The sequence below is a fragment of the Methylorubrum aminovorans genome (assembly GCF_022179725.1).
Classification (GTDB): Bacteria; Pseudomonadota; Alphaproteobacteria; order Rhizobiales; family Beijerinckiaceae; genus Methylobacterium; species Methylobacterium aminovorans.
This window is the reverse complement of record NZ_BPRC01000026.1, coordinates 30,165-52,396: the sequence shown is the minus strand read 5'-3', so window position 1 is coordinate 52,396 and position 22,232 is coordinate 30,165. Positions and strand designations below refer to the sequence as shown.

The 22,232-nt window shown below is 63.6% G+C and carries 21 protein-coding genes and 2 pseudogenes; 10 read left to right on the top strand and 13 right to left on the bottom strand.

Annotated elements, in window-relative coordinates:
- Positions 1-23 precede the first annotated feature (23 nt).
- Together MFF24_RS23070 and MFF24_RS23065 are read right to left on the bottom strand one after the other, a co-directional pair.
- Complete coding sequence (locus tag MFF24_RS23070) at positions 24-341, bottom strand: helix-turn-helix domain-containing transcriptional regulator (RefSeq protein WP_238228281.1); 318 nt, start codon at positions 339-341, stop codon at positions 24-26.
- Positions 341-667 (bottom strand): type II toxin-antitoxin system RelE/ParE family toxin, encoded by a 327-nt coding sequence (locus tag MFF24_RS23065; protein WP_238228272.1) that lies wholly within the window; start codon positions 665-667, stop codon positions 341-343. Before MFF24_RS23065 ends, MFF24_RS23070 begins: the two co-directional genes overlap by 1 nt.
- A gap of 456 nt (positions 668-1,123) precedes the next feature.
- On the opposite strand from MFF24_RS23065, the gene MFF24_RS23060 reads away from it, so the two are divergent.
- The 3 genes from MFF24_RS23060 to MFF24_RS23050 all read left to right on the top strand — a co-directional run bounded on the left by MFF24_RS23060 (position 1,124) and on the right by MFF24_RS23050 (position 3,282).
- Positions 1,124-1,777: an AAA family ATPase gene (locus tag MFF24_RS23060; RefSeq protein WP_238228271.1), complete on the top strand. Its 654-nt coding sequence runs from the start codon at positions 1,124-1,126 to the stop codon at positions 1,775-1,777.
- The gene (locus MFF24_RS23055; RefSeq protein ID WP_238228269.1) at positions 1,752-2,036 is read left to right on the top strand and encodes a ribbon-helix-helix domain-containing protein; all 285 of its coding nucleotides are present in this window, start codon (positions 1,752-1,754) and stop codon (positions 2,034-2,036) included. The genes MFF24_RS23060 and MFF24_RS23055 overlap by 26 nt, the downstream gene beginning before the upstream one ends.
- Positions 2,037-2,268: 232 nt before the next feature.
- On the top strand, positions 2,269-3,282 hold the full coding sequence (locus tag MFF24_RS23050; protein WP_238228267.1) for a hypothetical protein: 1,014 nt from the start codon (positions 2,269-2,271) through the stop codon (positions 3,280-3,282).
- A 1,182-nt stretch (positions 3,283-4,464) separates the two neighbouring features.
- Here MFF24_RS23050 and MFF24_RS23045 read toward each other — a convergent pair.
- Positions 4,465-4,893 carry a DUF1810 domain-containing protein gene (locus tag MFF24_RS23045; RefSeq protein ID WP_238228257.1) on the bottom strand — a complete coding sequence of 143 codons (429 nt, stop codon included), beginning with the start codon at positions 4,891-4,893 and terminating at the stop codon, positions 4,465-4,467.
- Between the two features lie 81 nt (positions 4,894-4,974).
- Here MFF24_RS23045 and MFF24_RS29090 point away from each other — a divergent pair.
- The 3 genes and pseudogenes from MFF24_RS29090 to MFF24_RS23035 form a co-directional block, all read left to right on the top strand.
- Positions 4,975-5,076: pseudogene (locus MFF24_RS29090) on the top strand (DUF4113 domain-containing protein); the annotation flags it as partial.
- Between the two features lie 120 nt (positions 5,077-5,196).
- Positions 5,197-6,366, top strand: a complete 1,170-nt coding sequence (locus tag MFF24_RS23040; protein WP_238228256.1) for an ImmA/IrrE family metallo-endopeptidase — start codon at positions 5,197-5,199, stop codon at positions 6,364-6,366.
- Between the two features lie 6 nt (positions 6,367-6,372).
- A complete protein-coding gene (locus tag MFF24_RS23035; protein WP_238228255.1) occupies positions 6,373-6,837 on the top strand; it encodes a DUF4411 family protein in 465 nt (154 codons plus the stop codon).
- Between the two features lie 416 nt (positions 6,838-7,253).
- Here MFF24_RS23035 and MFF24_RS23030 read toward each other — a convergent pair whose 3' ends face one another.
- From MFF24_RS23030 to MFF24_RS23020, 3 genes are all read right to left on the bottom strand, one after another.
- The gene (locus tag MFF24_RS23030; protein WP_238228254.1) at positions 7,254-8,051 is read right to left on the bottom strand and encodes a DUF1883 domain-containing protein; all 798 of its coding nucleotides are present in this window, start codon (positions 8,049-8,051) and stop codon (positions 7,254-7,256) included.
- A gap of 194 nt (positions 8,052-8,245) precedes the next feature.
- The gene (gene mobF, locus MFF24_RS23025; RefSeq protein WP_238228253.1) at positions 8,246-11,197 is read right to left on the bottom strand and encodes a MobF family relaxase; all 2,952 of its coding nucleotides are present in this window, start codon (positions 11,195-11,197) and stop codon (positions 8,246-8,248) included.
- A complete protein-coding gene (locus MFF24_RS23020; protein WP_238228252.1) occupies positions 11,194-11,481 on the bottom strand; it encodes a hypothetical protein in 288 nt (95 codons plus the stop codon). Before MFF24_RS23020 ends, mobF begins: the two co-directional genes overlap by 4 nt.
- Before the next feature lie 313 nt (positions 11,482-11,794).
- On the opposite strand from MFF24_RS23020, the gene MFF24_RS23015 reads away from it, so the two are divergent.
- From MFF24_RS23015 to MFF24_RS23005, 3 genes are read left to right on the top strand one after another with little or no spacing between them, the layout of a single operon-like run.
- Positions 11,795-12,328, top strand: a complete 534-nt coding sequence (locus MFF24_RS23015; RefSeq protein WP_238228251.1) for a hypothetical protein — start codon at positions 11,795-11,797, stop codon at positions 12,326-12,328.
- A 6-nt stretch (positions 12,329-12,334) separates the two neighbouring features.
- Positions 12,335-13,144, top strand: coding sequence for a chromosome partitioning protein (locus MFF24_RS23010; RefSeq protein ID WP_238228250.1), 810 nt, complete (start codon positions 12,335-12,337; stop codon positions 13,142-13,144).
- Complete coding sequence (locus MFF24_RS23005) at positions 13,128-13,721, top strand: hypothetical protein (RefSeq protein ID WP_238228249.1); 594 nt, start codon at positions 13,128-13,130, stop codon at positions 13,719-13,721. Before MFF24_RS23010 ends, MFF24_RS23005 begins: the two co-directional genes overlap by 17 nt.
- 170 nt (positions 13,722-13,891) lie before the next feature.
- Here MFF24_RS23005 and MFF24_RS23000 read toward each other — a convergent pair whose 3' ends face one another.
- From MFF24_RS23000 to MFF24_RS22980, 5 genes and pseudogenes are all read right to left on the bottom strand, one after another.
- Positions 13,892-15,571, bottom strand: coding sequence for a type IV secretory system conjugative DNA transfer family protein (locus MFF24_RS23000; protein WP_238228247.1), 1,680 nt, complete (start codon positions 15,569-15,571; stop codon positions 13,892-13,894).
- Positions 15,572-15,602: 31 nt separating this feature from the next.
- Positions 15,603-16,292 carry a hypothetical protein gene (locus MFF24_RS22995; RefSeq protein ID WP_238228246.1) on the bottom strand — a complete coding sequence of 230 codons (690 nt, stop codon included), beginning with the start codon at positions 16,290-16,292 and terminating at the stop codon, positions 15,603-15,605.
- 128 nt (positions 16,293-16,420) lie between these two features.
- Positions 16,421-17,227: a hypothetical protein gene (locus tag MFF24_RS22990; protein ID WP_238228244.1), complete on the bottom strand. Its 807-nt coding sequence runs from the start codon at positions 17,225-17,227 to the stop codon at positions 16,421-16,423.
- A gap of 754 nt (positions 17,228-17,981) precedes the next feature.
- Positions 17,982-19,081, bottom strand: a protein-coding gene (locus MFF24_RS22985) for an IS3 family transposase (protein ID WP_231343837.1) whose coding sequence is annotated in 2 segments (ribosomal slippage) — positions 17,982-18,829 and positions 18,829-19,081 — 1,101 coding nt in all. Because the reading frame shifts where the segments join, the coding sequence is not laid out codon by codon here.
- A gap of 51 nt (positions 19,082-19,132) precedes the next feature.
- Positions 19,133-19,426 (bottom strand): annotated as a pseudogene (locus tag MFF24_RS22980) (IS21 family transposase); the annotation flags it as partial.
- 252 nt (positions 19,427-19,678) lie between these two features.
- Here MFF24_RS22980 and MFF24_RS22975 point away from each other — a divergent pair.
- Positions 19,679-20,038 (top strand): flagellar basal body protein, encoded by a 360-nt coding sequence (locus tag MFF24_RS22975; protein WP_373322741.1) that lies wholly within the window; start codon positions 19,679-19,681, stop codon positions 20,036-20,038.
- Between the two features lie 207 nt (positions 20,039-20,245).
- On the opposite strand, the gene MFF24_RS22970 is transcribed toward MFF24_RS22975, so the two are convergent.
- Positions 20,246-20,974 carry a class I SAM-dependent methyltransferase gene (locus MFF24_RS22970; protein WP_238228239.1) on the bottom strand — a complete coding sequence of 243 codons (729 nt, stop codon included), beginning with the start codon at positions 20,972-20,974 and terminating at the stop codon, positions 20,246-20,248.
- A gap of 676 nt (positions 20,975-21,650) precedes the next feature.
- Positions 21,651-22,166: a threonyl-trna synthetase gene (locus MFF24_RS22965; RefSeq protein ID WP_238228232.1), complete on the bottom strand. Its 516-nt coding sequence runs from the start codon at positions 22,164-22,166 to the stop codon at positions 21,651-21,653.
- Between the last annotated feature and the right edge of the window lie 66 nt (positions 22,167-22,232).

The following is a 22,232-nucleotide window of genomic DNA, read 5'->3' as shown; positions in this document are numbered from 1 at the left end:
GGTAAACCGTAAACGGCAAACGGCTAACGGCCTGCGGCGACCGCCAGGTGCACGCCCGCGGCCTTCTGCACCGTGCTCAGCACGCTGAACAGGTTACTGGCCGTCGGATTGCCCGTCGGACTGAGCATGCGCATCAGGCTCTTTGACGACGAGCCGGTCTCCTGGGCCAGACGCTCGAAGCCGATCGTCGCGTTGATGTAGTCGCGCAGGACCGCCTTGCCGGTGTCGAGGTCGCCTGCCAGGAACTGGTCGACCGCCTCCGTCAGCAGAGCGTCCCGGAACGCCGGGTCGCGCTCGGCACGCGCCTTCACTGTGTCCTTGAAGCTGCGGGTCAGGGCCATCACCCCTCCTCCTTTTTCCGTCGTTTGTATTCCGCCCAGTGCGCCTGTGCCTCGGCGATGTCGTCCTGCTGCCGGCGTTTGGTGCCGCCACACAACAGAATGATCAGCGTGTCCCCGTCCTGCCCGAAATACAGCCGGTAGCCGGGCCCCCAGTCGATCCGGTACTCCTGGACCCCTCCCCCGACGCCCTTGGCATTGGAAAGGTTGCCCCGCTCCATCCGGGTCAGCGCGACTGTCAACTTGGCGGCGGCCTGGGCGTCCAGGTCATCGAACCAGCTGGCGAACGGGCTGCCGCCACGGCCGTCCAGAAACTCCCTGATCTCCATCTATCATAGTAGCATATATGTTACCATTAAAGCCGCTCTGACAGGATGCTGGTCCCGAGGTACACCGGAGCGCGGCTTGGAGTCCCCGATCCTGCCCGCTCTTGCGGCAGGTTTCTGGTTGGTGCTGACGTGCGGCATGCCGCTTACGGTATGCCGAAAACGGTTTGCGGGATGCGAATGCTCCCTGCACACGAGAGACGACAACCGTTGCTGAGACCTAAGTCCTGGCATTACTGCTGTACTGTTTGCCGTATACGGTACACGGCAGCGCTCCGGCTACTGGTTTGCAGGCTGCTCCCCTTTGACGATGCCACTTTCTAGGGCCGCGCTTACGTACCACGGTAAACGGTATGCCGTTTACCGTGTGTTGCTTAGGGTACACCGCATGCCGCATGCCGCCTGCAGCTTGCCGTTAACCGCTTGCGGTTTAGGCTATTGGCTGGAAAGGATGCCGCCATGAACGTCATCGCATTCGTCACCCAGAAGGGCGGCACCGGCAAAAGCAGCCTGGCCGTTTCCCTTGCCGTCGCGGCCGAGGAGCGGGGCATCAAGACGTCGATCATCGATCTCGACCCGCAGGGCACCGCCAAGAACTGGTACGAGCGCCGTGAGGCCGAGGGGGGCCCCGAGGTCAACGCCCTGCAGTCCGGTCAGCTCGAGGCCGCCATGCGCCTGCTCAAGCAGCAGGGGGTCCAGCTGGTGATCATCGATACCCCCGGTGTCGATACCCCCGCCGCCACCGCGGCGATCCAGGTTGCCAGCCTGTGCCTTATCCCGGCTCGCCCGAGCATCGCCGACATCGAGGCGGCCCGGCCGACCGTGCGCAGCATCGCCCGTCTCGACAAACCTTTCTCCTACGTCCTCAACCAGTGCCCGCCGGGCCGCTCGATCCGCACCAGCGACGCCTTCCGCGTCCTGCAGCTGTCAGGGGCGGTGGCGAGCACGCCGCTCGCCATGCGCGCCGACCACATGGACGCCCTGGCGACAGGGCAGGGGGTCACCGAACGCGACACCAACAGCAAGGCCGCCGCCGAAGTGCGCGAACTGCTGCAGTGGGCGCTCACCAAGATGGAAGGGAAGCCACATGGCCAAGAAACCCGCGTCGCTTGAGGCTGCCCTCGGCGGCCACACGCAACCCGTGCCCCAGGACACCGCCGAGGTCGTGCAGCATCCGGCCACCCAGGCGAGCCGCCCGGCCAAGCCGCAGGACGTCAAGCTGACCGTCTACGTGCCGCCGGCCGCCAGCAAGCGCCTGCGCCTGATGTGCATCGAACACGACCGCGATCTGAACAGCTACCTGCGCGAGGGCCTCAACATGGTGCTGGAAAAGTACGGTCAGCCGTCCTTAGCTGAGTTCGCCAAGAAGTAGGCGGGGTCGATCCTACCGCATGCCGCTTACTGCAAGCTGTATGCGGTATTTGTTTTATGACAGGGGCTTAATGACGGTGCTGTACGCCCCGGGTGGGTGCCTGAGCAGGGGCATGACCGAGGTTGGCCGCCGGACTGTATGCGGACTGCCGCCACAGTAGGCAGAATTTTGGGGCTGCTGTTCCCGTATTTTGGTGCCAGTGTTCCCAAAGTGCTCTAGCGTGACTCGCAGCATGACGACCGGACGCCCGCTCACGCCTGAAGAACAGCAGCGCCTCGCGCGCCGCGAGCGCACGCTCAAGAACCGGCGCGGCCGGCGCAACCCGGCAGTTATGCCGGACCGCCTGGCACGGACCTCGGCGTTCGTTCCGCGCAAGGTCAACCTGATCACCGACAGCAACTTCACCCGCGTCTACGAGGTGCCGGGCTACTCGGTCGTCGAGGTGAAGGGCAGGGAGCTAGGCAGCCAGCACCGCGACGCGATCTACGCGCTGTTCCGCCTCAAGCGCGAGAAGGTCTCAATGCCCAACCCGGACTACCGGCCGGGCACGTTCATCTCGCCGACGCGGACCTACTACGAGACGCGCACCAGTTGGCGCGAGCTGATCCGCGTGATGGGCCGCACCGAGCACGTCAACAACCTCCTGAGCCTCGTGCACGTGTTCCAGGAGATCCAGCAGGTCAGCGTGCTGATCCACGAGGGCCGCTCCCTGGCCGAGCTCGACAAGATCAAGAAAACCCGTGCGATCGGCGCCCTGCCGGACAGCCGCGGCAGCGCCGCGCCGCTGATCACCGAGGTCAGTTGGGAAGGCGCCCAGCTCGATAGCAGCGTGACCGTACGCTACGGCCCGAGCGTGCTGCAGATGATCGAGAAGGCGCACCTGGTCAGCATCAACGCCGACGTGCAGTTCCGCCTCAAGGGGGACCACGCTAAGACCTTCTGGCCGTTCATCGACAGCCAGCCGGGCTTTGCCTGGATCGACGAGGAGCGCCTGGCGCAGCTCGCCGGCCGGGATCTCTGGTCCGAGCGGGAGACCAGCGCCACGCGTGCCCAGTTCCGCAAAGACTGCCGGCAGGCCTTCAACGACATGGTCGCTGCCGGCGGCCTCAAGGAGTGGCGTGAGGAGATCACCGGCTCCGGCTGGCGCAAGTCCCGCCGCTATCACTACACCCACGCGGCGCCAACGCAGCTCGAGATGGATCTCGCCCGCGCTGCCGGGCAGGCCGCCGCTCAGCTCACCGCCTAAGTCTCTGGAAAACCTTATATCGCAGCGGAACTCCGGCCCCAAATTGGCGGCGCAGCCTGCGCCCGGCGCGGGGGAAGCCGGCGTATTTGGGCCAAGCTAAACCATTGAAATCTCTGCATCTGAACCGGAAAGCCGGCCCCAGAATTGCTCCGGAACCGCTGCGGGGTCGCAGCCGACGCACCCGGCGGTGAGTCACTAAGTAACTGTGATTGCTCATGTCAGAGCGGAACGCCGGCTCCAGAATAGGCCGCCCGACATGCCGATTGGATGCTGATGTCGGGGGCTGAAGGGCGGTTCGGCGACCAAACAATCCGTGTGGGAACAGCAGCCCCAAAATTCCGCAGAAAACAGCCCTTCAGAGCACATCGGAAGCGTGGCCGTGAGGCTGTGGATAGCGAGAGAGGCCGCCGGAAGTGCAGCCCCAAATTTGCGGAAGTGTGGCCCCAAATTCGGGAAGTGCAGCCCCAATTTAGCGGAATCCTGGCCCCAGATTTGTGGTCTAAACCACTGCCGCAAAACACGAATTTTTATAAAGACTTTTTATATAGATATCTTAAAGAGACCTAAAGAGACGCGACCCTGTGGAGAAGGCCTCCTCAAACCAACCCGGTAATAACCCTGTGGAAGCGCTCTGGATCTCCGGATCCGTCTGCGCAGGCACAGACCCCGCCCCTTTTTGGCTCCGCCAAAAACCCGCTCCCCCACCCAGCACGGAAGCCGCCTCCGGCGGCTAATTTCAGATGGCGGCCGCCTGACGGCGGCCAAAGATGGGCTCTCCGAGTGTGCGGGTGGCCCAGGCCAGCTGAGCGGCCCTAGGAAGCGTCCGGGGTCGCAGAACCGACAAGCGGAGCGCTGGAGTCTGGAAAACCGCCTACAGCCCTCCTGAGAGGCTTTGTCACCGCGCAGAGCGCGGTGAGGTGATGGTGCGGTCGCAGGGCGACCGCGTGAACCCCGAACAGGAGGAGTGCCGCTCCGTCTGTTGACGCTCGCCCGCGGCCGCCCGGAACCAAGATTGGGGCCGGCTTTCCCACGTTGGAGGGAAGGGGACGTTTTGCGCGAGCGTGGCGGCAAACTGGGGCCGGTGTTCCCGCCGCGCGCCGCAGAGAACTGCCAATTTGGGGCCGGCTTTCCCACCTGCTTTCGAGGTGCGGTATGCGGCTTGCTGTAAACGGCGGGCCGCGCTCAGGCGTCACCGAGCAGCCCGAGAGTCCGCGGATCCTCTGCGCTGCCGTAGTAGCGGGCGAGGGCTTCCTTGAACGCCGGGCCTGCCGGATCCGCACGTCCGAACAGCGTCATGCTCGAGCGGAACTTCATATCGCCGGGAGAGCCGAACACCTGATGCGCGGTTCGACCGGTGATCGCGTTGACGGCCGCCGTGCAGGTGCGCAGGCGCTCACCAAAGACCGGGTGCCGCAGGTAGGCTCGTGCTTCATCCAGCCCGCTGATCGCATAGTGCTGCGCCATCGCGCTCGTGCCGAGACCGGCGAGCTGCGGAAAGATGAACCACATCCAGCGGCTGCGCTTTTCTCCGGCCGTGAGCTCGGCCAGCGCCTGATCATAGCTGCCACGCTGCGCCTCAATAAAGCGCGCCAGATCAAATGGATAATCCATATCGGCAGGATGCTCCTGTGTTGGTTGAGGTCCGCGGTATACCGTTTACGGTAAGCCGCAAACGGTGACGGCCGCCGCGTTGCCGCGGTGGCCGTCGATCCCTTCAAGAGACCCTGGAAGCTCCGGGCGGAGTTCCTATCACAGGGGTACACGACGCGGTGGGGCGAGCTCCTGCACGTTTAATAGATTGGAGAACGTATCAGGAACACCTATCTGACTGTTGCTGCAACAACAGCCATCTCTCGCCGTTTTGCGCGGGATGCCTGCCTCTCTTGACGGACGTGGTATGGTGCAAGCGTAGCCATGGCAAAGAGCGTACCCGCCTTCATCAACCCGGCCATGCTGACATGGGCCCGGGAGCAAGCCCGCCTCACTCTTGAGGCGGCTGCGAAGGCTATTGGCATTGCCGTGGACAAGCTTGAGGCCGCCGAAAACGGCGAAGTGCAGCTGACCTTTCCGCAGTTTCTCGCTGCCGCCAACGTCTACAAGCGCGCGCCCAGCCTTTTTTACCTCAACGAGCCACCAGCTGGTTTCCAGCCGATCCAGGACTTCCGCAAGCTGGCCGATGCAGAACCCGGTGCGTTTACCCCAGACCTTGTTACCGTCATCCGGCAGGCCCAAGAGCGCCGTGAACTGGCGCTGGAGCTGCACGCCGACATGGGCGAGCCTGTCCCCGAGTTCGCGTTCAGCGCCAAGCTGACAGAGGACGAGGAAGCGCTAGGCGAGCGCGTCCGTGCCTTCCTGGATGTTGTCGAGACCGAGCAGCAGGGCTGGCGTGCCAAGGCCTTCGATAACTGGCGCACCAAGATTGAGGCCCGCGATGTGCTGGTCTTCCTGGTGCCCGGCCTGCCCCTCAGCGAAATGCGCGGGGCGGCCCTCGCTGAAAGCCGCCTGCCGCTGATCCTGATCAATTCCAAGGACCGCACCAACGGCCGCACGTTCACGTTGCTGCACGAGTTCTGCCACCTGGCGATCCGCGCCAGTGGTGTCAGCGGGTTTGGCGCTGATGAGCGGCGCGCCGATGCCGCGCGGGTCGAGGCCTTCTGCAACGCCGTCGCTGCGGCCACCCTCGTTCCCAAAGCCTGGCTGCTGCGCGAACCGCTGGTCACGCGCAAGGGCGACAGCAAAACCTGGGAGGACGATGAGCTGCGCAGCCTGGCTCTGCGCTTCGGCGTCAGCCGTGAGGTGGTGCTGCGCCGGCTGCTGACCCTGAAACGCACCACCCATACATTCTACGAGAGCCAGCGCGCGGCCTACCAGAAGCAGTACGATGCGCTGAACAGCAAGAAGGCCACGGGGGCGCCCCCACCACCTGTCGTCAAGGTCAGCCAGCTCGGCCGCGCTTATGCGCAGCTGATTTTCCAGGGCTATTACGACCGACGTTTGACGCTGCGCGACGTATCCAACTACTTCAACATGCAGGTTAAATCTGTTCCCGCGCTGGAGCAGGCTGCGTTCGGGCTCAAGAGGTAACCCGGCGTGGCGGAGGTTTACTGCATCGACACCAGCGCGCTGATTGCGGCCTGGTATGAGCGGTACAAGCCCAATCGTTTCCCGAAACTATGGGATCAGCTCGACCAACTGGTCAGCGACGGGCGCCTGGTCTCGTCAGCCCTCGTGCTCGCCGAATGCAAGAAGCGCTCGCCGGAGCTGTACGCGTGGCTGGTGGAGCGTGAGGATATGTTCCTGCCGCCGGACGAGGACGTGCAGCTGCGCAGCGCCCACATCATCAACACCTACAAGGGGTTGGTGATGGCTGGCAAAGAGAAGTTTGCCGCGGACCCGTTCGTGATCGCAACCGCCGAGGTGCACGGCTACCGCGTCGTAACGGAAGAGGTCGGCCCGACAAGCCTCCGGAAGATCCCGGGCGTCTGCAACGATCTCAAAGTGCCTTGGTGTAACCTCATCGAACTGTTCGATACCGAAGATTGGATGCTCGGCTGACCGGCGTCGGGTAGGTAGCGCGAATTTCCGCTGCGATGTCAGGCGCGGGGTACACGACGCTGTAGGATGAGCTGCTACGTTTCAAAGCTTGGGCTCAATCCACTTCCAGATATCGGAGTGCAGCCAGCCGGAATATTCGCTAGGTCTTAACCACGAGACAAATAGGGCATCGTTATTATCAAGGGGAGTATGTAGACTGTTTGCGAGTTGTTGGGCAGTTTGTGATGTTGAGAAAAATCTGACGCTTTCAAGATCTCTGTCTCGAATTGTGGCGTACCCATCTAAAACTTTGAGAAAGTCGGCCCGTGCCTTTGCGTAGTTGGGCTTTTCCTTGTTGAAGTTCCAAGTGACGATATAAACTGCCATGTTTTAAGTATATATAACAATAAGGATTTAGATGATGCATGAGACGCCGGTTACGCGGTGGGAGCGCGGATCACATCGACAATTTCCGCGGCGATTTCCTCAACTGTGTGGGTCGAGGTGCTACGTGCCAATTTATCGGCAAGCGATGGCGAGTAGCCAATGACCTCTTTCTTGCTGACGTTGTGCCAGACGGGCAGCAGGATCTGCTCACCTGAATTGGCGCGTGTAACTAAGCCGTCCAGCTCATATTCCGGCCATCCGCGTCCGAAAAAGGCTTTGGAAAGGACGATGACACCAAAACGGCTGCTGGCCAGGCCCTTGTCGATCTTGCGGCGGAGACTGTCGCCGATCCGCAGCTCGAACTCGTCATACCAGACACTGAGACCGGCCTCTTTCAGGGCGTTTACGAGTGGTCGAACAACGTCGCTCTTGTCTTCTGACGCATGTGAAATAAACACATCGAAGGTACGCCCATCTGGTGCATCAGACACGGGAACAAGATCTTCATCAGCGTCCCGAACCAGCGAGCGGATACTGCTAAGTGGTGCCTCATTCAATGCCGGCAACGGTCGCATTGCTGCAGCCGGAATAACGCGTGCAGACGATCGGACCGTCCCGCGTAGACCCTGTATATCGACAGTAAGATACCAATGGCCGGAGTTGGGGACGATCAGGCGAACTGGCGACTGTTTTGCTAGACCGCCTGTATAACGATGCTGACGGCCTGATCTGTAGTTGCTAAAATTAGAACTGTCCATCAGCCGGACATTGGCGGCGCTGCCCTGCAGGATTACCTCAACGACGTCGCCGCGGTTCAAATGGCCAAAATCATATTTCGTAAAATTCATGGAGCGGCCCCATATGGCTTAGCCATGCCTAACGTTGCTTGGGCGAAGAGTGGCCCCTTATGGCTTAACCATACCAACGTTGCCTGGGTGAAAATGTTCCCGCTTTGTGCTGTCAGCTATGCAGCCCAGAGTGTGCAGGAAACGACAGTTTTCCTTACACTCGTGAGGCCCCTGACGAGCGTTTTCCCTGCTCCTCAGCGTTCGATCCCACCATGCTCGCGGTCTGGTCCGGATCGCCCCAAAAGGCCGGCAACCTGCGCGACGAGGCGACGCGTGTGGGAGGCCGAGGAATGGGCGAGTCGCCGCCGCCTCTCGGCATCGAGGAGCCGCCAAGCCGGCACTGTGAGCCGTTCTGGCTTGAGTCTAGCGAGCGTCGTGCGCAAAGCTCGGGCCGCTCGCACCGCGCGGGCGACCTCGATGCCGCTCTGAACTCGCTCGGGCGAGCCTAAGCTTCCGTCGCGCACGAACGCGATCCGATCGGCGGCATAGTCGGCGACGTTGGCCTTCTCGCGGTAGACCCGGGCCTCGGCAAATAGCCGCTCCAGCATCACGGTCGCGCTCGCTGGCAGGCGTGGATCGGCCTGGCGCTGCCGGCACAATGCGTCGAGGCGGTCGCGCTCGACCACCACCTGGGCATCTGACCGGTGCCGGGTCAGGCCGACATACACCTCGCGTGCATCTGTCGATGCCGCCACAAGCATCACCGCCCCGCTGCTTGTCCGCCCCTGTGCGGCGTGCACGGTCCCGGCATAGGAATGTACCATCTTAGGCTGAGGCAGCTTTCCGCCGAACCGCGGCTGTCGCGCCAATTGCTGCCAGGGTGCGTCGAGCACCCGTCCGTCCTCCAGCAGCAGGCGCAGCCGGGGCTGCCCGTCCGGGTCCTTGCTGATGCTCTCGACCTGGGCACGATTGCCGTTGCGGACCGAGAGATGCGGCAGGCTCTCGCCGAAGCGTAGGGAGTCTCCGACCGCCAGGGCGAGAACGGCCGGTCTGTCCGCCCGATCCCGCGCCGGCAGGCTGATGAGGTCAGGTCCCAGTCGCCCCTCTGCCCGTAGCACCGCCCGGGCTTTCAGGTTCAGCGCCGCCGCATCGGCGTTGCGGCGTGTCAGCATCAGCACGTCGGCACCGTGGCGCGCTCGTGCCTCGGACCACAGTGTAATCGTCCGCTCCTGAGCGGCCTCAGCTCCGGAGATCAGCTCGACCCGATCGTTGGCGGCGTAGGCGCGCAGACCCGCCTCGGCATCGCCGCCCGCCATGATCATCGAGGCGGTGCGTTGCCAGTCCACCGCTTGGCGCCGCACCTCTGCGAGCACGCCCGCTCGCCCGACCACCTCGGAGACCGCCCGCAGGGCAGACGCCCCCCCGACCGAGGCGAGCTGGCGCCGGTCGCCGATCAGCACCACCTTGGCGCCCGCATGCCGCGCCGCGCTCAGGACTGCCTCCAGATCGCGCGTCGAGACCATTCCGGCCTCGTCGACCAGCACCACGGTGTCTCGATCGAGGGAGGCGGTCCTTGCTTCCGTAGGATTGATCCTGGCCTCAGCCTGCTCCCTGGCACAGGCGTAACGCCAGCGGGCAATCGCCTGGGCCGGGATGCCGGCGGAGCGGGCGAGCTCGTCGGCGGCCACCCAAGACGGCGCAAGGCCGATCACGCGCAGTTTGCTGCGGGTTGCTGCAAGAACCAGGGCTTGCGCCGTGGTGGTCTTGCCTGTCCCCGCTCCGGCCTCGAGGATTGAGACGCCATCCGATCCGGCCACCTGGCGCACCGCTTCGGCCTGCTCCGGGCTGAGATGGGGTGCGGCAGCCAGCGCAGCCGCCACCGCCTCGGGTGCGATCCACACTCGCTCTCCAAGCCGCTCCGCTGCGCGCAGCAGCGCCGCTTCGCACGCGGCAAGGCCTGGGCTGGTCCAGCAAGCCGTCTGGCCGGGATCGAGCGCGACCGTGCTCAAGGGCATGAGCCGGCCGTCACGTTCCAGCCCCGTGAGCTCGGCCTCGACCACCCCGATCCCGAGACCGCGTAAGGATGCCTCCTCCAGGGCCGCCTGCAGCAGGGCCGCTCGGCTCAGCACGTTCTCGTGTCGGAACAGGGAAGAGGCGGCACGGGCGACGGGTGTGTCGCCGGCGATCTCAGGCGGGTCGAAGGGGTCGAGAGCTTCCCGCTCAGCGCGATCCGCCTCGTGCACCCGGCTCGGGTCAGGCTCCTGCGCGGCGCTTAAGGCCTCCTGCCAGGGATCGATGCCAGCGGCCTCGAATTCGGCCTGCCAGCGCGTCTCCAGCTCGGGCCCGCTCGGAAGCTCGGCCTTGTCGCGCCGCGTGGCCAGCGCCGCCACCTCGCGCTGGGCGCTCGTCGCGCCTGGCCCGACCCGCTCCAGGATCTGAGCCGAGCGCTTGGAGAAGGCTGCGAGCAGCGCGTCCGGCACACCGGCAACCTCCCACTGGCCTTGGCCGGCCGGGCGGTAACGCAAGCCGAACCGAACACGCAGCTCCTGGCTGAGCGCGGCGCGGTAGGCGGCACCGAGTCCGCGCTGCTGCTCGAACATCCGGGCCGGTTCAACTGTGAGATGTGACAGTGATTTGTATCTACCTGAGGATGAGCTTCGAGGTGCGCCTGCAACGTTGAGGACCACGCAGTGGGTGTGCAGGTTGGGATCGCCCTCGCGGGTGGTGAAGTGATCGAAGCGCGCCACGATCAGGTCGCCTGGTCGGTGCCGCTCGACCCCACCTGCCCCGGTGCGCACCTCGACGAGGCCCTCGCGCGTCAGGAAGCTCAAGGCCTGTGCGACCGCGGCGCGATGCGCCGCCTCGATCCCGGCGCGCTGCTCCGGGCTGCCGGCCGCCCAGAGCACGCTCACCGCCTTGGCCGGCGTCAGGGTGCAGTCGCTCCCGGACTGATGCTGCGCACCGGCGCCGCGCACCAGCGCTCGACCCGTACTCGGATCGAGCCCGGCGCAGAGGTTGCGGAACGAGGCGCCGGTGACCGCCGCTCCGTGCCGCACCACGCTCTCACCCGATGACCACCAAGTCCCCTCGCCCTCCGCCTGGTAGTAGGCCCCACGCCGGTCCGGCCGGGCCTCGGCCTGGCTCTCGCTCAGATAGTAGTTCGCCGCGTCCGAGCCTGGCCGCAAGCGCTGCAGCGAGGCCGTCACGGCACTGGCGTCTCGGCGGGCCGGTAGCGGCACAGGCTGCCCGTCTCGAACTCATCCGCGGCGGCGCTGAGCTCGCCGACCGCCTGCGCCATCGCCAGGAGGGCGGCATCGACATGCTCCATCCGCTCGACCAGCACACGGTGGCGCAGAGCGATCTCCAGCTGTTGCGCCACGCAGTCGCCGATCAGGCTTTCCGGCGTCCAGCCCCGCTCGGCCGCGGCTCGGCGCAAGGCTGCGGCGAGCTCGGGCGGCAGGCTGACGCTGAAGCTGACGTCCTGGGGCATGGCACCACTTCCGGGGATCGCAGCGCCCTCAGGCCGGGCTAAGCCGGCGGCTCCGTTGCCGCGGCTGGTCCTGACATGCAAGGGGGCGGCTCGGCGAGGGCCGTGTGCCTCCAGGGTTAACGAACCGGGGTGCAGGCACTTCAGTGCGTGAGGTGTGATCCCTCTCTTCTGCCGTAGCCGCTACCGTAAAGCTGCCGCCTCTTACCGTATTTTGCCGCCCGCAGCCGTCGCCTAATGGAAGCTTGCCGTTCCACCCGGCTTTCGAGCGATCGGCCACACAGGGTGGCAAGCTGTACCCTGCTAGGGCGCCGCCATGGCCCCGTCCTCCCGCCTCGATCTGCGCCGCCTCGCGCGCGATGCTGCTGCTGCCCCCGGTAGCCGCCGGGAGATGCGTGCGCCGGGTGGCCGGCTCGCAACGGGCCTGATGGAGGCCGTGCGCACCAACCTCGACGTTCTCGTTGCCCTCCAAGCCGGCGGCCTGACCTGGGACGCGGTGGCTGCCGGCCTCACCGCGCAGGGCTTCACCACAGCGGATGGGCAGCCCGTCACCGGACGCAACCTCACCGGCATCATCTCCAGCGTGCGCCGCCAAGCTGCCGCCCGCGAGGCCAGGATGGCGGCCCGCGCGGCTCGCCTCGACCGGCCGGAGCCTGCGCGTGCCCTCACCGATCCATCCACTCCTGCCCCACCCCCATCCCGGCTGGCGCCGGAGCTGAGCCGCGACCACCCGCCCCGGCGCCCCAACCGCGAGGTGCCGGCACAGGCCGGTTCGGACGCCCCGCTCAGCGAGGCGGAGATCCGCCGGCTGCAAGCCGAGAAGCACAGCCACCTGTTCAAGAAGGACTAAAGACCCATGCCCCGCATCCTCCTCGTCGCCCAGGAAACCGGCGGCATCGGCAAGTCGACCGTGACCCGAGGCTTGGCCGAGGCGGTCCCGGACGCACCGATCCTCGAAATCGAGTCGGTGCCCCGCTTGACCGAGTTCAAGACGGCCAGCGCGGCCAACGAAGCCGGAAGCGTGCAACACTTCCCGATGCGAGCCACGCGCGAGGCGATCGAGGCCAGCGGCGGCAAGGCGGCACGCGCCGAATTCGATCCGGTGATCAACGCGCTCTACGCCGTCACGACAGCGAGCCTCGTCGACATCGGCGCCAACACCTCGGCGAGCCTGCTCGGGATCCTCAAGGAAGAGGCGCCGACGCTGCGCGAGGCCGGGATCGAGCTCGGGCTTGTGGTGGTGGTGGCGGCCGAGGCCGGCGCGCTCGCCGATGCAGGCAAGCTGCTGCAGGGTACGCCCGCCTGGACCGGAGCCCGCTTCGTCGTGGCCAACGGTGTGCGCGGGGCGGTCGACCCGGTGATCCTGAAGCGGGTCGTGGGCGATGCCACGGTGACGCAGCTTCGCGGCTTCGAGCTGGAGGACGAAACGCGCGAGGTCCTAGCGGCCGGTCAGCTGCGCGGGATCGCCCGGCTCGACCGGGCGAGTCTGGTCCAGCAGACCTCGCCGGCTCAGGCCGGGCGCATCCTGCGCGATCTCACTGCCTTCCGGCTCGCCGTGATGGAGGCGGTCAAGCCGGCGGCCCTCTGGCTGGTTGGAGAGGACGAGGCTGCTCCGGCTCTGGCTGGTGCGCGCAAGGGAGGCCCCAAGCGTGCCGGCAACGCCTGAGGACGTTCGCGCCCGGATCGCGGCGGCCGCTCGCGTGGCGCGTGAAGCCGCCACAGCGGCCGAGCAGGAGAGCCGTGCCGCGCTCGACCGGCTCCGGGCGCGGCCGGCAGCGGAGCGCTTCGCCGCGCTGGAGGATGGCGCGCCCCAGCTCTTGCCCGAGCACCGGCGCGAACTGCTGCGCTCCGTGCGAGAGCCGGCCGGCAAGGTTGAACCCCTGGTCCGGCCCACGGCCCTCCACGCGAGTGCCTTTGCGGTCTGGCGTGGGCGTCTGCCCTTCCAGGCGCGCCGGCTCACGCGCGACGCGCTTCTTGCCCTCTGCCTGGTGAGTGCAATCGGCTTGGCTTATCATCGTACGCCGACATCCTGGGTCGAGGTCCGAAGCGACCGGGATGTCGCCGCGACCTGGGTCATGCCGAATGGGCAGCCCGGCGGCGACCGCCTCGTGGCGGGACGTGCCTACGCCCAGATGCGCGTTATCGGGGAGGAGACCGAGCTGCGGGACTGGCGCCCGGGTGAGGGTTATGCGGTGACGCGGGTTCCCACCAACTGGCTGCGGACCCGAGCGGCTCTGCGCTGAGCAGCGAAGCAACCACGGCCTGGCATGCCTCTATGAGCGGCATCAGCGCGTTCCGGTCGCTGGCTTCGGCCTAGCCAGCCGGTAAGCCGCGCATACGCCGGCATCTCTTCCCGTCCCCTGGTGTGCGTCTCTGCGGCCCGGGGACGGACAAGGCTCTGTCGGCCAGAGGCTCAGCGAGCCTGACCCACGGGCGCCACCGGCGCGATCAGCTTGCGGAAGCGGGGGTCGGTGTGCGCCACGGTCTTCTTCAGGCGCAGCGGGTGGCGTGCATGGCCGCCGCTGTTGGGGAAGACCAGAAGCTCGTCGCCTGGCATCGCGATCAGCGCCTCCTTGCTCATCAGCCGCGCACCCTGAGAGGCGCGGGTGGTGGAGGGGCTGCCCTTGGCTTCGCCGCTCGGCGCCGTGCGGGTCTCCACGAAGGCGGTGTAGTCGCCGATCGCCCGCGACCAGCGCTCGCTCTCATCCGGATCGACGGCCGGCACATCGAAGACGGTGACGACCTCGGCGGTGTTGAGTAGCACGTCGGCACCGGCCTCACCGTAGAGGCCGACGAGCTGGGTGCGATCCTGCCACATCGTCCACAGGCTTGCGCCGTAGCCTGGCAGCTCACCGGCCGCGGTCAGGAGCGCGTCGAAGCGGCCGAGCACCGCCGCCTCATCGATAAAGACCACCAGCCGCTCGACGGGTCGATTGCGCCGCACCGAGGTGAACAGGTCGGACAACAGCCAGCGCAGGAAGGGGGCGAGCACGGCCTTGTACTCGGTCGGCACCGCCACGAAGAGGTCGACGGCGCCGGAGGAGAGATCGGCGAGCTCGAAGGTCGAGGCGCCGACGAGGTCGCGCAGGCGCCGGTCGGCGAGCCACTGGAAGGCCTGCAAGGCGGTGGACTTGATCGGGTCCTTGGTCTTGGGATCGGCCTCCAGGATCTCCATCGCCGCGTAAGCCGCCGGTTCCGGCCAGCGCTCGACATACTGCTTCAGGAGGCCGAGAAGACGGCCCTCGTTGACGATCAGGTCCTGCACCTGGACTACGGAGCGGTCCGCGGGGAGGCGCAGCGCCACCAGCATAGCGCCAACGATGAGATCGACAGCGCGGTTGCGGAAGTAGGCCGAGGCCTCGCTGTCGCCGGTCGTCTCGGGCAGGAGCGCCAGCGCTGTACTCTGGAGGTAGAGCACATCCTCTGGGTCACGGCCGTGAAGCGGGTTCCAGCGGTCGGCTCCGCCAGCAAGCCCCAGCGGGTCGAGGCAGACGACGCGCCGGCCGAGTGCTCCGCGCCGCGCGGCCACGGCGCGGTAGACCTCACCCTTGGGATCGAGCACGACCGCTGGGCCGCCCCAGCCCTGCGGCTCGGGGAAGGCGAGATTGGGGATGAGCAGACCCGAGGTCTTGCCCTTGCGCGGAGGCGCGATGGTGACGAGCGTGCCCTGTACCGCCACGCGCACCGGTCGGCCCGTGTCGGGGTCGCGGCCAAGTTCGAGGCCGCTGTGCAGGCGCGTACGCTCGGCCGCGCTGGCGAAGCGCGCTGATCCAAACAGGTCGGAGACGTCGCGCTGCGACTCAGGCTTAGCGCGCCGCAGGAGTTCGGCCCCAAACAGGATAAGGAAGGGCGCAAAAGCAAAGAGCGGCCCGAGTGACCATCCGCCGTTGGCAAACTCCGGGGCACGGCCGATCAGCATGCGGTAGGGCGCTGCAAGTGCATCTGCGACTTGCCACGAGAGCAGCGTGCCAAACCATACGTCGGGACGCATCACGTCGCTGGGCCAGAGTCCCGGATCGAGCCCGTGCTGGATCAATCCTGCGACCGAGTAGGCCAGGAGGGCGGAAGCAATAAAAGTAAGAGTCCAGCGCATTTCATCAACTAATCGGTTAGATTTCTTTGTTTTAGCGCAGAATAGACTTTAGGCGAACCAAAAATCCGTATTTTTCGACTTGCTCGTTGACCGGATTTTTGTCGTTGCTCTTATGTGGGATCGCCGCCCGCTCTTCGAGTTCGGTGCGCCTGTTCCGCCAGACTTTATCAAGGGCTTCGGTAAGCACGTCGGTATGTTCGCGTTCGAGAGTCGCGAAGGGGCCTGGATTAATCTGACTCGCTGATGAGCGGTAATAGGCCTGGCGGAACAGACGGCTTCGCTCATCCGGCGTCAACGCATCAAGTGCGGTAAGCACAGACGCGAAGCGTGATCGCGTCATATCAGGTGATCTGCCCGTTGTAGTAGACGGCGTGGAATCAAGAGCCGACCGGAGGGTTTCTTCGATGGCTGCATCAACAGCAAATTTAGCGAATATTTCTGGCCGGTATAGCAGCGTGTTCGATACTGACGCTTGCCTAAGTACTGCTATGCCCTCTGCATTAAAGGCGGAAAGTACAGCATCGCTCGGTATTTCTAGGCCATTATCTGTGAACCATCTTGGAGACGGCTGAGTGACAGTTAGTAAGTATGCCCCTAATATTCCTTCTTGCTGTGCATGTTGATTGCCAATCCTAACCCATTCTACGTGCCTTTCCGGGTCGATAAGGATAAAGTCGCGACGTCGTAGTGCCGGAACGCTCGATTTGTTCGTATTTCCCATAATCTCACGCTTAATTCTGGCTGTGTGGCTGTGTGGCTGTGTGGCTGTGATGGCGATGTTTGGCAGGTGTTGCGCAGCTGCATCTGCTTGACAAATGTCAATCAGATGCGAAATAGAAGCTATTGATTTTAATTTATACCAGAGTCAAGGACATGATATTCCTTTGGCTTAACTTCTTTATTGTTGCCAGCTTGGTTGCGAATGTGTGGTGACCACCACCACATCCGCCCATTACGAAATTTAAAATGACCTCGTACAAAATGCTCTGTTCGTGGTTGGCCGTCTGCTTGCGCAACTCCTTCTTCGACATCAATCCGGCGCAACCGAGCGACGTCTAGACGGATCCGTCGCAGGTTAGGGAGGGGAGGACGACCCTTGCGCGCGCGGCGCTCATCAACTCGGTCTGTGTTGGGTGCTTCGTCGACTGTCACAACTGGCGAAGGCGAGTTGATAATGAGGAGCATACTGATCAGGTCCGACGCCGCGAGCTCATACGGATCTGAGTCAGCATTGTTTTGGCTACTGGCAGCCTCAGCCGGATGTTCGCATCGATAGCCTCTTTGGCTCACAAAAATTCGGCCGAGAGTACAGATTATGGGCAATTCAACTTTCTGCTCTAGCTGCGGTATATGTAAATACTGCCGAAATGCAAAGCCTGGGGCGTGCCCTGTCTGTTCGATGAGGTAGCCAATATCGCCCGCACCAGGTGCGTTCCACTCAATCCATGTAGGGCTAAATGGCGGACGAGCGTAGCTGAGGGCTTGTAGAAGATCAGAAAATTGAGTCTTTTCCATGCGCTGAACTGCATTCATTATGCTTTGGTCAACAAGAAATCGTCCAGCTTCTGGGATAAGCCTATTGGCTTCGTTTATGCTATTGGCAAATCGGCCTTTGTATTCGTTGCGGCTTCTATAGATCCGCTGCGCCAAGGTCATTGAACTATGTGCTCCTTCCGGTTGGAGCTTCATAGAAGGCATGCCCAAGGTAATCGTTGCGCATTTTCCTCAAAATTTACCGAAATTCAAAGCATTCTGAACTGTGTCCTTCCGTTAATACTTGGTATGATAGATTATAATTAATATTATTCGATTCAATTTCGAGAATGTATTAAAATTTATGGAAATTGACTTTAGTACATCTAGTCATATTTTATAGAACAGATGGATTATAAATTGTATTCTTTCTAGAAATGTGTTTAATGTATTGATCGTATAGCCATTTTAACTATAATGAAGAATGTACAGACGGCCTATTGAATGTCATGAAAACGATTTCTTTCCTGACAGATTGGATTGGCCGCTTTCGATCGTCGCTGTGTGGAAACGTAGAAATCGCCGGATGCGGTAGAAGAGTTTTTCGTCAGACGTTCCGAGCAGTGCCAGAATAGCTGTCCTGTGAGCCTCCAAAGGGCCGCCTTGTGGGCTGGAATGTCTGTCAGATGGAAGATTGTTCTAGGGTCTCGCGCGACGCGTCTGCGTTTTCACGCGGCGTGCACCTGTTGCGGACATTGGCGTTTGAGGGGAGCAATATCGCTTTCAGTCGGCAGGTTTCGCTCCTCCAGGACCACCGCTCCGCTCAGGATCACGATGAGTGATCTGCCCCCACCGGGTGGTCCAGGCATAGAGTTAGTGCACGGTTGGTTGAGGGTCCCCCGGATCTTGGTCCGGCCGAAAGGTGAGCCTCCGGGTCTCATTCGGCGGGCTGCAGGGCCGCCGCCAGGGCAAATTCCTGGGGCGTTCGCCACCCCAGGGCGGTGTGAGGACGGCTCTCGTTGTAGTGCCGCCGCCACGCCTCGATCTTGCTCCTCGCGTCGGCCAACGACAAGAACCAGTTCGCGTTCAGGCACTCGTCGCGCAGGCGGCCGTTGAACGACTCGACCAGTGCGTTGTCGGTCGGCTTGCCAGGGCGCGAGAAGTCCAACGTGACACCGTTCTCGTAGGCCCAGCGGTCGAGGGCTTTCGAGACGAACTCAGGCCCGTTATCGACCTGAATCGCGTACGGTGCTCCGCGCAGCAGCGCCAAGCGGCCGACGACAGCCACGACCTGTTCGCCTTTGATGCCCTGGTCGACCTCGATCGCTAGAGCCTCGCGCGTGAACGCATCGACGACCGTCAGGGCCCGCAGCCGGCGGCCGTCGAACAGCGCGTCGGAGACGAAGTCCATCGACCAGCGTTCGTTCGGCTGGAGCGCAGCAGGCTGACGCTCACGGTGTGCCGCGCTGACGTGCCGGCGCGGTCGCTTGAGCCGCAGGCTCAGCCCCTCATCCCGGTAGAGACGGTGGACCCTCTTGTGATTCACCCGCCAACCCTCCCGGCGCAGCAGGATGTAGATTCGGAAGTAGCCGTAGCGCACCCGGCTCTTGGCCAGATCACAGATGCGCATCCGCAGCGGTGCCTGATCGGGCTTGGTCGAGCGGTAGCGGATGCTCGACCGGCCGACGCCGAGCGCGGCGCAGCCGCGCCGCTCGCTCACCCCGTGCGCCTCCTGAACCTGGTGCACGAGCTCGCGTCGCCGAGCAGGCGTCAGAGCTTTTTTGCGAGCACGTCCTGCAGGATGTGCTTGTCGAGGCTCAGATCGGCAACCAGCTGCTTGAGCTTGCGGTTCTCGTCCTCAAGCTGCTTCAGCCGCCGCAGCTCGCCTGTGCCCAAGCCGCCGTAGAGCTTCTTCCAGCGGTAAAACGTCTGTTCGGAGATGCCCATCCGGCGCAGCACCTCCGCGACCGGTGTCCCCGTCTCGGCCTGCTTCAGCGCGAAGGCGATCTGCTCCTCGGTGAACCTGCTCTTCTTCACGGCTCTGCTCCTCCCATCAGGGGCTCACACAACCGGAAAACTCGCACTCACGCCGGCAAAGCCGTGCTCGTCGCGCAGACGCTCGAAGATCCGTTTGGCCGTGTGCCGCTGCTTGACCGGCGTGCTCCGGTCCGTTTCCAAGATCGCCGCAATCACCGGCAGAAGAGGCCCGAGCTTCGGCTTCTCGACCGGCTTCGCGCGCGTGTAGCCCGGCGGCAGGGAGAACCGGCACATCTTGGCGATCGTCTCCCGGCTCAGCCCGAATACGCGAGCCGCCTCACGCTGAGAGTTGCCCTCGATGAACACGAACTGCCGAACGGCCGCATAGACTTCCGCGGCAAACATCCCCAGCTCCTCTCGAAAGAGAAGCTTCTCCACTGGCCGGCTTTTGCGCCGCCCGCATCAGCACCACGCCGACGCTCCAGTGGATGGTTTTGTCACCGCCCTACACAGGCTTCAAAGCGCATCAGCAACTCTACCAGGGCTGCCACTTGCACCAAGATTCGCCAGCTTCGGACAAGGCTGCACTGATAGGCCTTGAGTTTCCTGAAATGCGGATTGGAGTTTGAAGTGACAGGCGTCTATCTCTTTGATCTTATGTCGCAGCAGGCTCGCTACCTTGCGGTTCGTCAGTCCATGATCGCCGGCAATGTCGCCAACGCGAATACACCGGATTACAAAGCGCGCGACGTCCTGCCCTTCGCCGAAGTCATGGCACGCACGGCTACGGCTAGCCTGTCGACGACAGCAAGCGGCCACCTGAACGCAGCAGGTCCACCATTTAGCGCAACAAAGATCACGGCTTCCAATACCTGGGATGCGCTTTCGACCTCAAGCTCCGTCAGTCTCGAGCAGGAAATGCTCAATGCCGGCGAGGTCAGCCGAGACAATTCCTTGAACATGGCGATCACGAAGGCATTCGACCGTATGTTGATGTTGAGTCTGAAGGGTTCCTGATAATCATTTGTTATTTCCCACAAATCTGAATGAGCCTTTCGGAATAATCAGCGGATGAACTTGCGCGATGAACGCAGCAATCGAGTGCGTGATGCGAGTCAGGCTTATTGTCGAGAGGCAACCAAGTGAAACCAGAGCTTACCTTCCAGCCATAATTGAACTTTCACGATGTCCCTTCAAAGCGTTCACCCGCTCGACTGCATGATCTCACTGCTTCCGGCTGCGGACCAGGGCCATTCGGCCGATCCAGATGGGATGCTCCGATAAGCGGCGTGCGCCCGTAAAGCCCGCTTCCGACAGGAACTTCGGCCATGTCCCCGACGTATGGGATTTGGTCGCCTCCGCGCCATAGAGCAGCTGGGTAATTCGCAAGATCACATCTTCTCGCGAGGCCTTCGGTCGGTCGATGTCCGCCGCTAAGGCGATGCCGCCCCATCGAACGATCCGACGAAGCTCTCGCAAATTCTTGACTTTGTCTTCCGGTGAAAGACCATGCAAATTGAGAACCAACATGGCCTTGTCGAACTGACCTGCACTGAATGGCGTTCTTCTCGCATCATCGAACGTCATGGCTTTGTAGTTGGGTAAGTTCATGCTCGATGCGCGCTTGAACGCTTTCGCGATCCGGCGCCGGTTGAACTCGACCGCAGTGAATTCGGCGTCCGGGAAGCGGTCCGCATAATACAATGCGCGCAAAGCACTTCCGGGGCCACAGTCGAGAATGCATTCGCCGGGCCTTGGTACGAGTGCCTCCGAAAGTGGGGCATACCATTTTGGGTCATCCAGAAGGCAGGCATCGACCAGCATGCGGAAAGCCCCCGAGAGCCAGCGGCCGCGGACTTGCCAGCTGGCCGGCACCTCGGTGTGTATGAGATCGGTTTGGCTCTTGGCATACAAGAAGCCTGTCGTGCTCTTGCCGGCCTGCACCTTCAGCATTCCCGTCGGTCAGAGAAGGACACTCTATCGGAACAGATTTCAACGCCGGCGTCCGAGACCAGCCTCTTGACCTTGGCCTGCATTACCTTGCTCTGCTCCTCAGCAGTCATCCGCCGGTCGCACGCCGTCCAGAGATCCTTGACCTGATCGGATAAGCCTGTACCGCGTTGAACGGCGTGGTCAGCTCCGTGAAGCGCAGGGTCTCGCGCTGGCTGAGCACGTTTGCCTCCGCGCGCCGGCTGCTGTTCCCGATCTGGACATCGTTGAACAGGTTTGGTTTACGGTGAGCCCCGCCCCACTCGGACGTGTGGTCTGCCTCAAGCTCCTGCCGGCCAGGTTCTTTCCGCCGATGAAACCCCTGTGCCGGCCTGGACGGCCACGGTCGGGCGGTAGCCTGCCCGCACCCAGGCCCCGGTCACGTCGGTCGTCCACACACCCGCGCGGCCCGTATTGGCCTGCGGATTGACACCGTAGACCCGCGCGAGCGCTCTCCAGCGTCTTGGCCCGAACGCAGACGGCCGCTGCCCGATCGCCATCAGCGTGGCCAATCCCATGGCAACGGGCCGATGCCCCACCGGCAGCCCGTCAGGCACGAGCAACGCGCTCTGGAGGTGGCAATCGTCCTCCCTCTGCGAACTCCGGGCACGCGAACCGGTTCGGCAAGGCGGCATAGGCATCATGGGGTCGTCGCCTCTAGCAAGGCGGAGGTGTGGACGGTGGCAGGATGGCCCGCGCCGGCTTCGTGCGCCGCGGAGCATTTCTCGTACTGATCGCCGGTGGCGATCATGATCAGCCGCTTGCGGCCGCCTTCGACGGAACGAACAGCCAGGAGCGTGTGTCCCTCAGGCCAGACCACAGTCTCCGGTCTACTATCCTTGACGGGTTCGCCGTGGCGCCGGACTCCTTCCTGGTAGATGGGCTCGTAGCGTGCGGAGAGTTCGGCTTCCGGGAAGTCTTGGCTGACCCAGATGACCTGCTGCAGGCCCTCGTCCTGGCAGACCTCGAGCACGACCTGCTGCGTGTCCGGCCCGGATGCCGGCGGCTGCCCGTGGACGTAGAACAGGGCCGTGATGTTGGCCTCCCGATCGGCCATCGACGGCTTCGGCACCGTCGTCACGGGCCCCCAGGACAACCCGAACGGAGCCTCCGAGGCCTGCGTGAAGGCTGTGCTGCTCATCCAGAGCAGTGCCATCGCGAGGACGGGGCGGATCCCTCTCGAACCCGCCCGGCCTTCTGATGCGGTACGGTCCGGACCGGA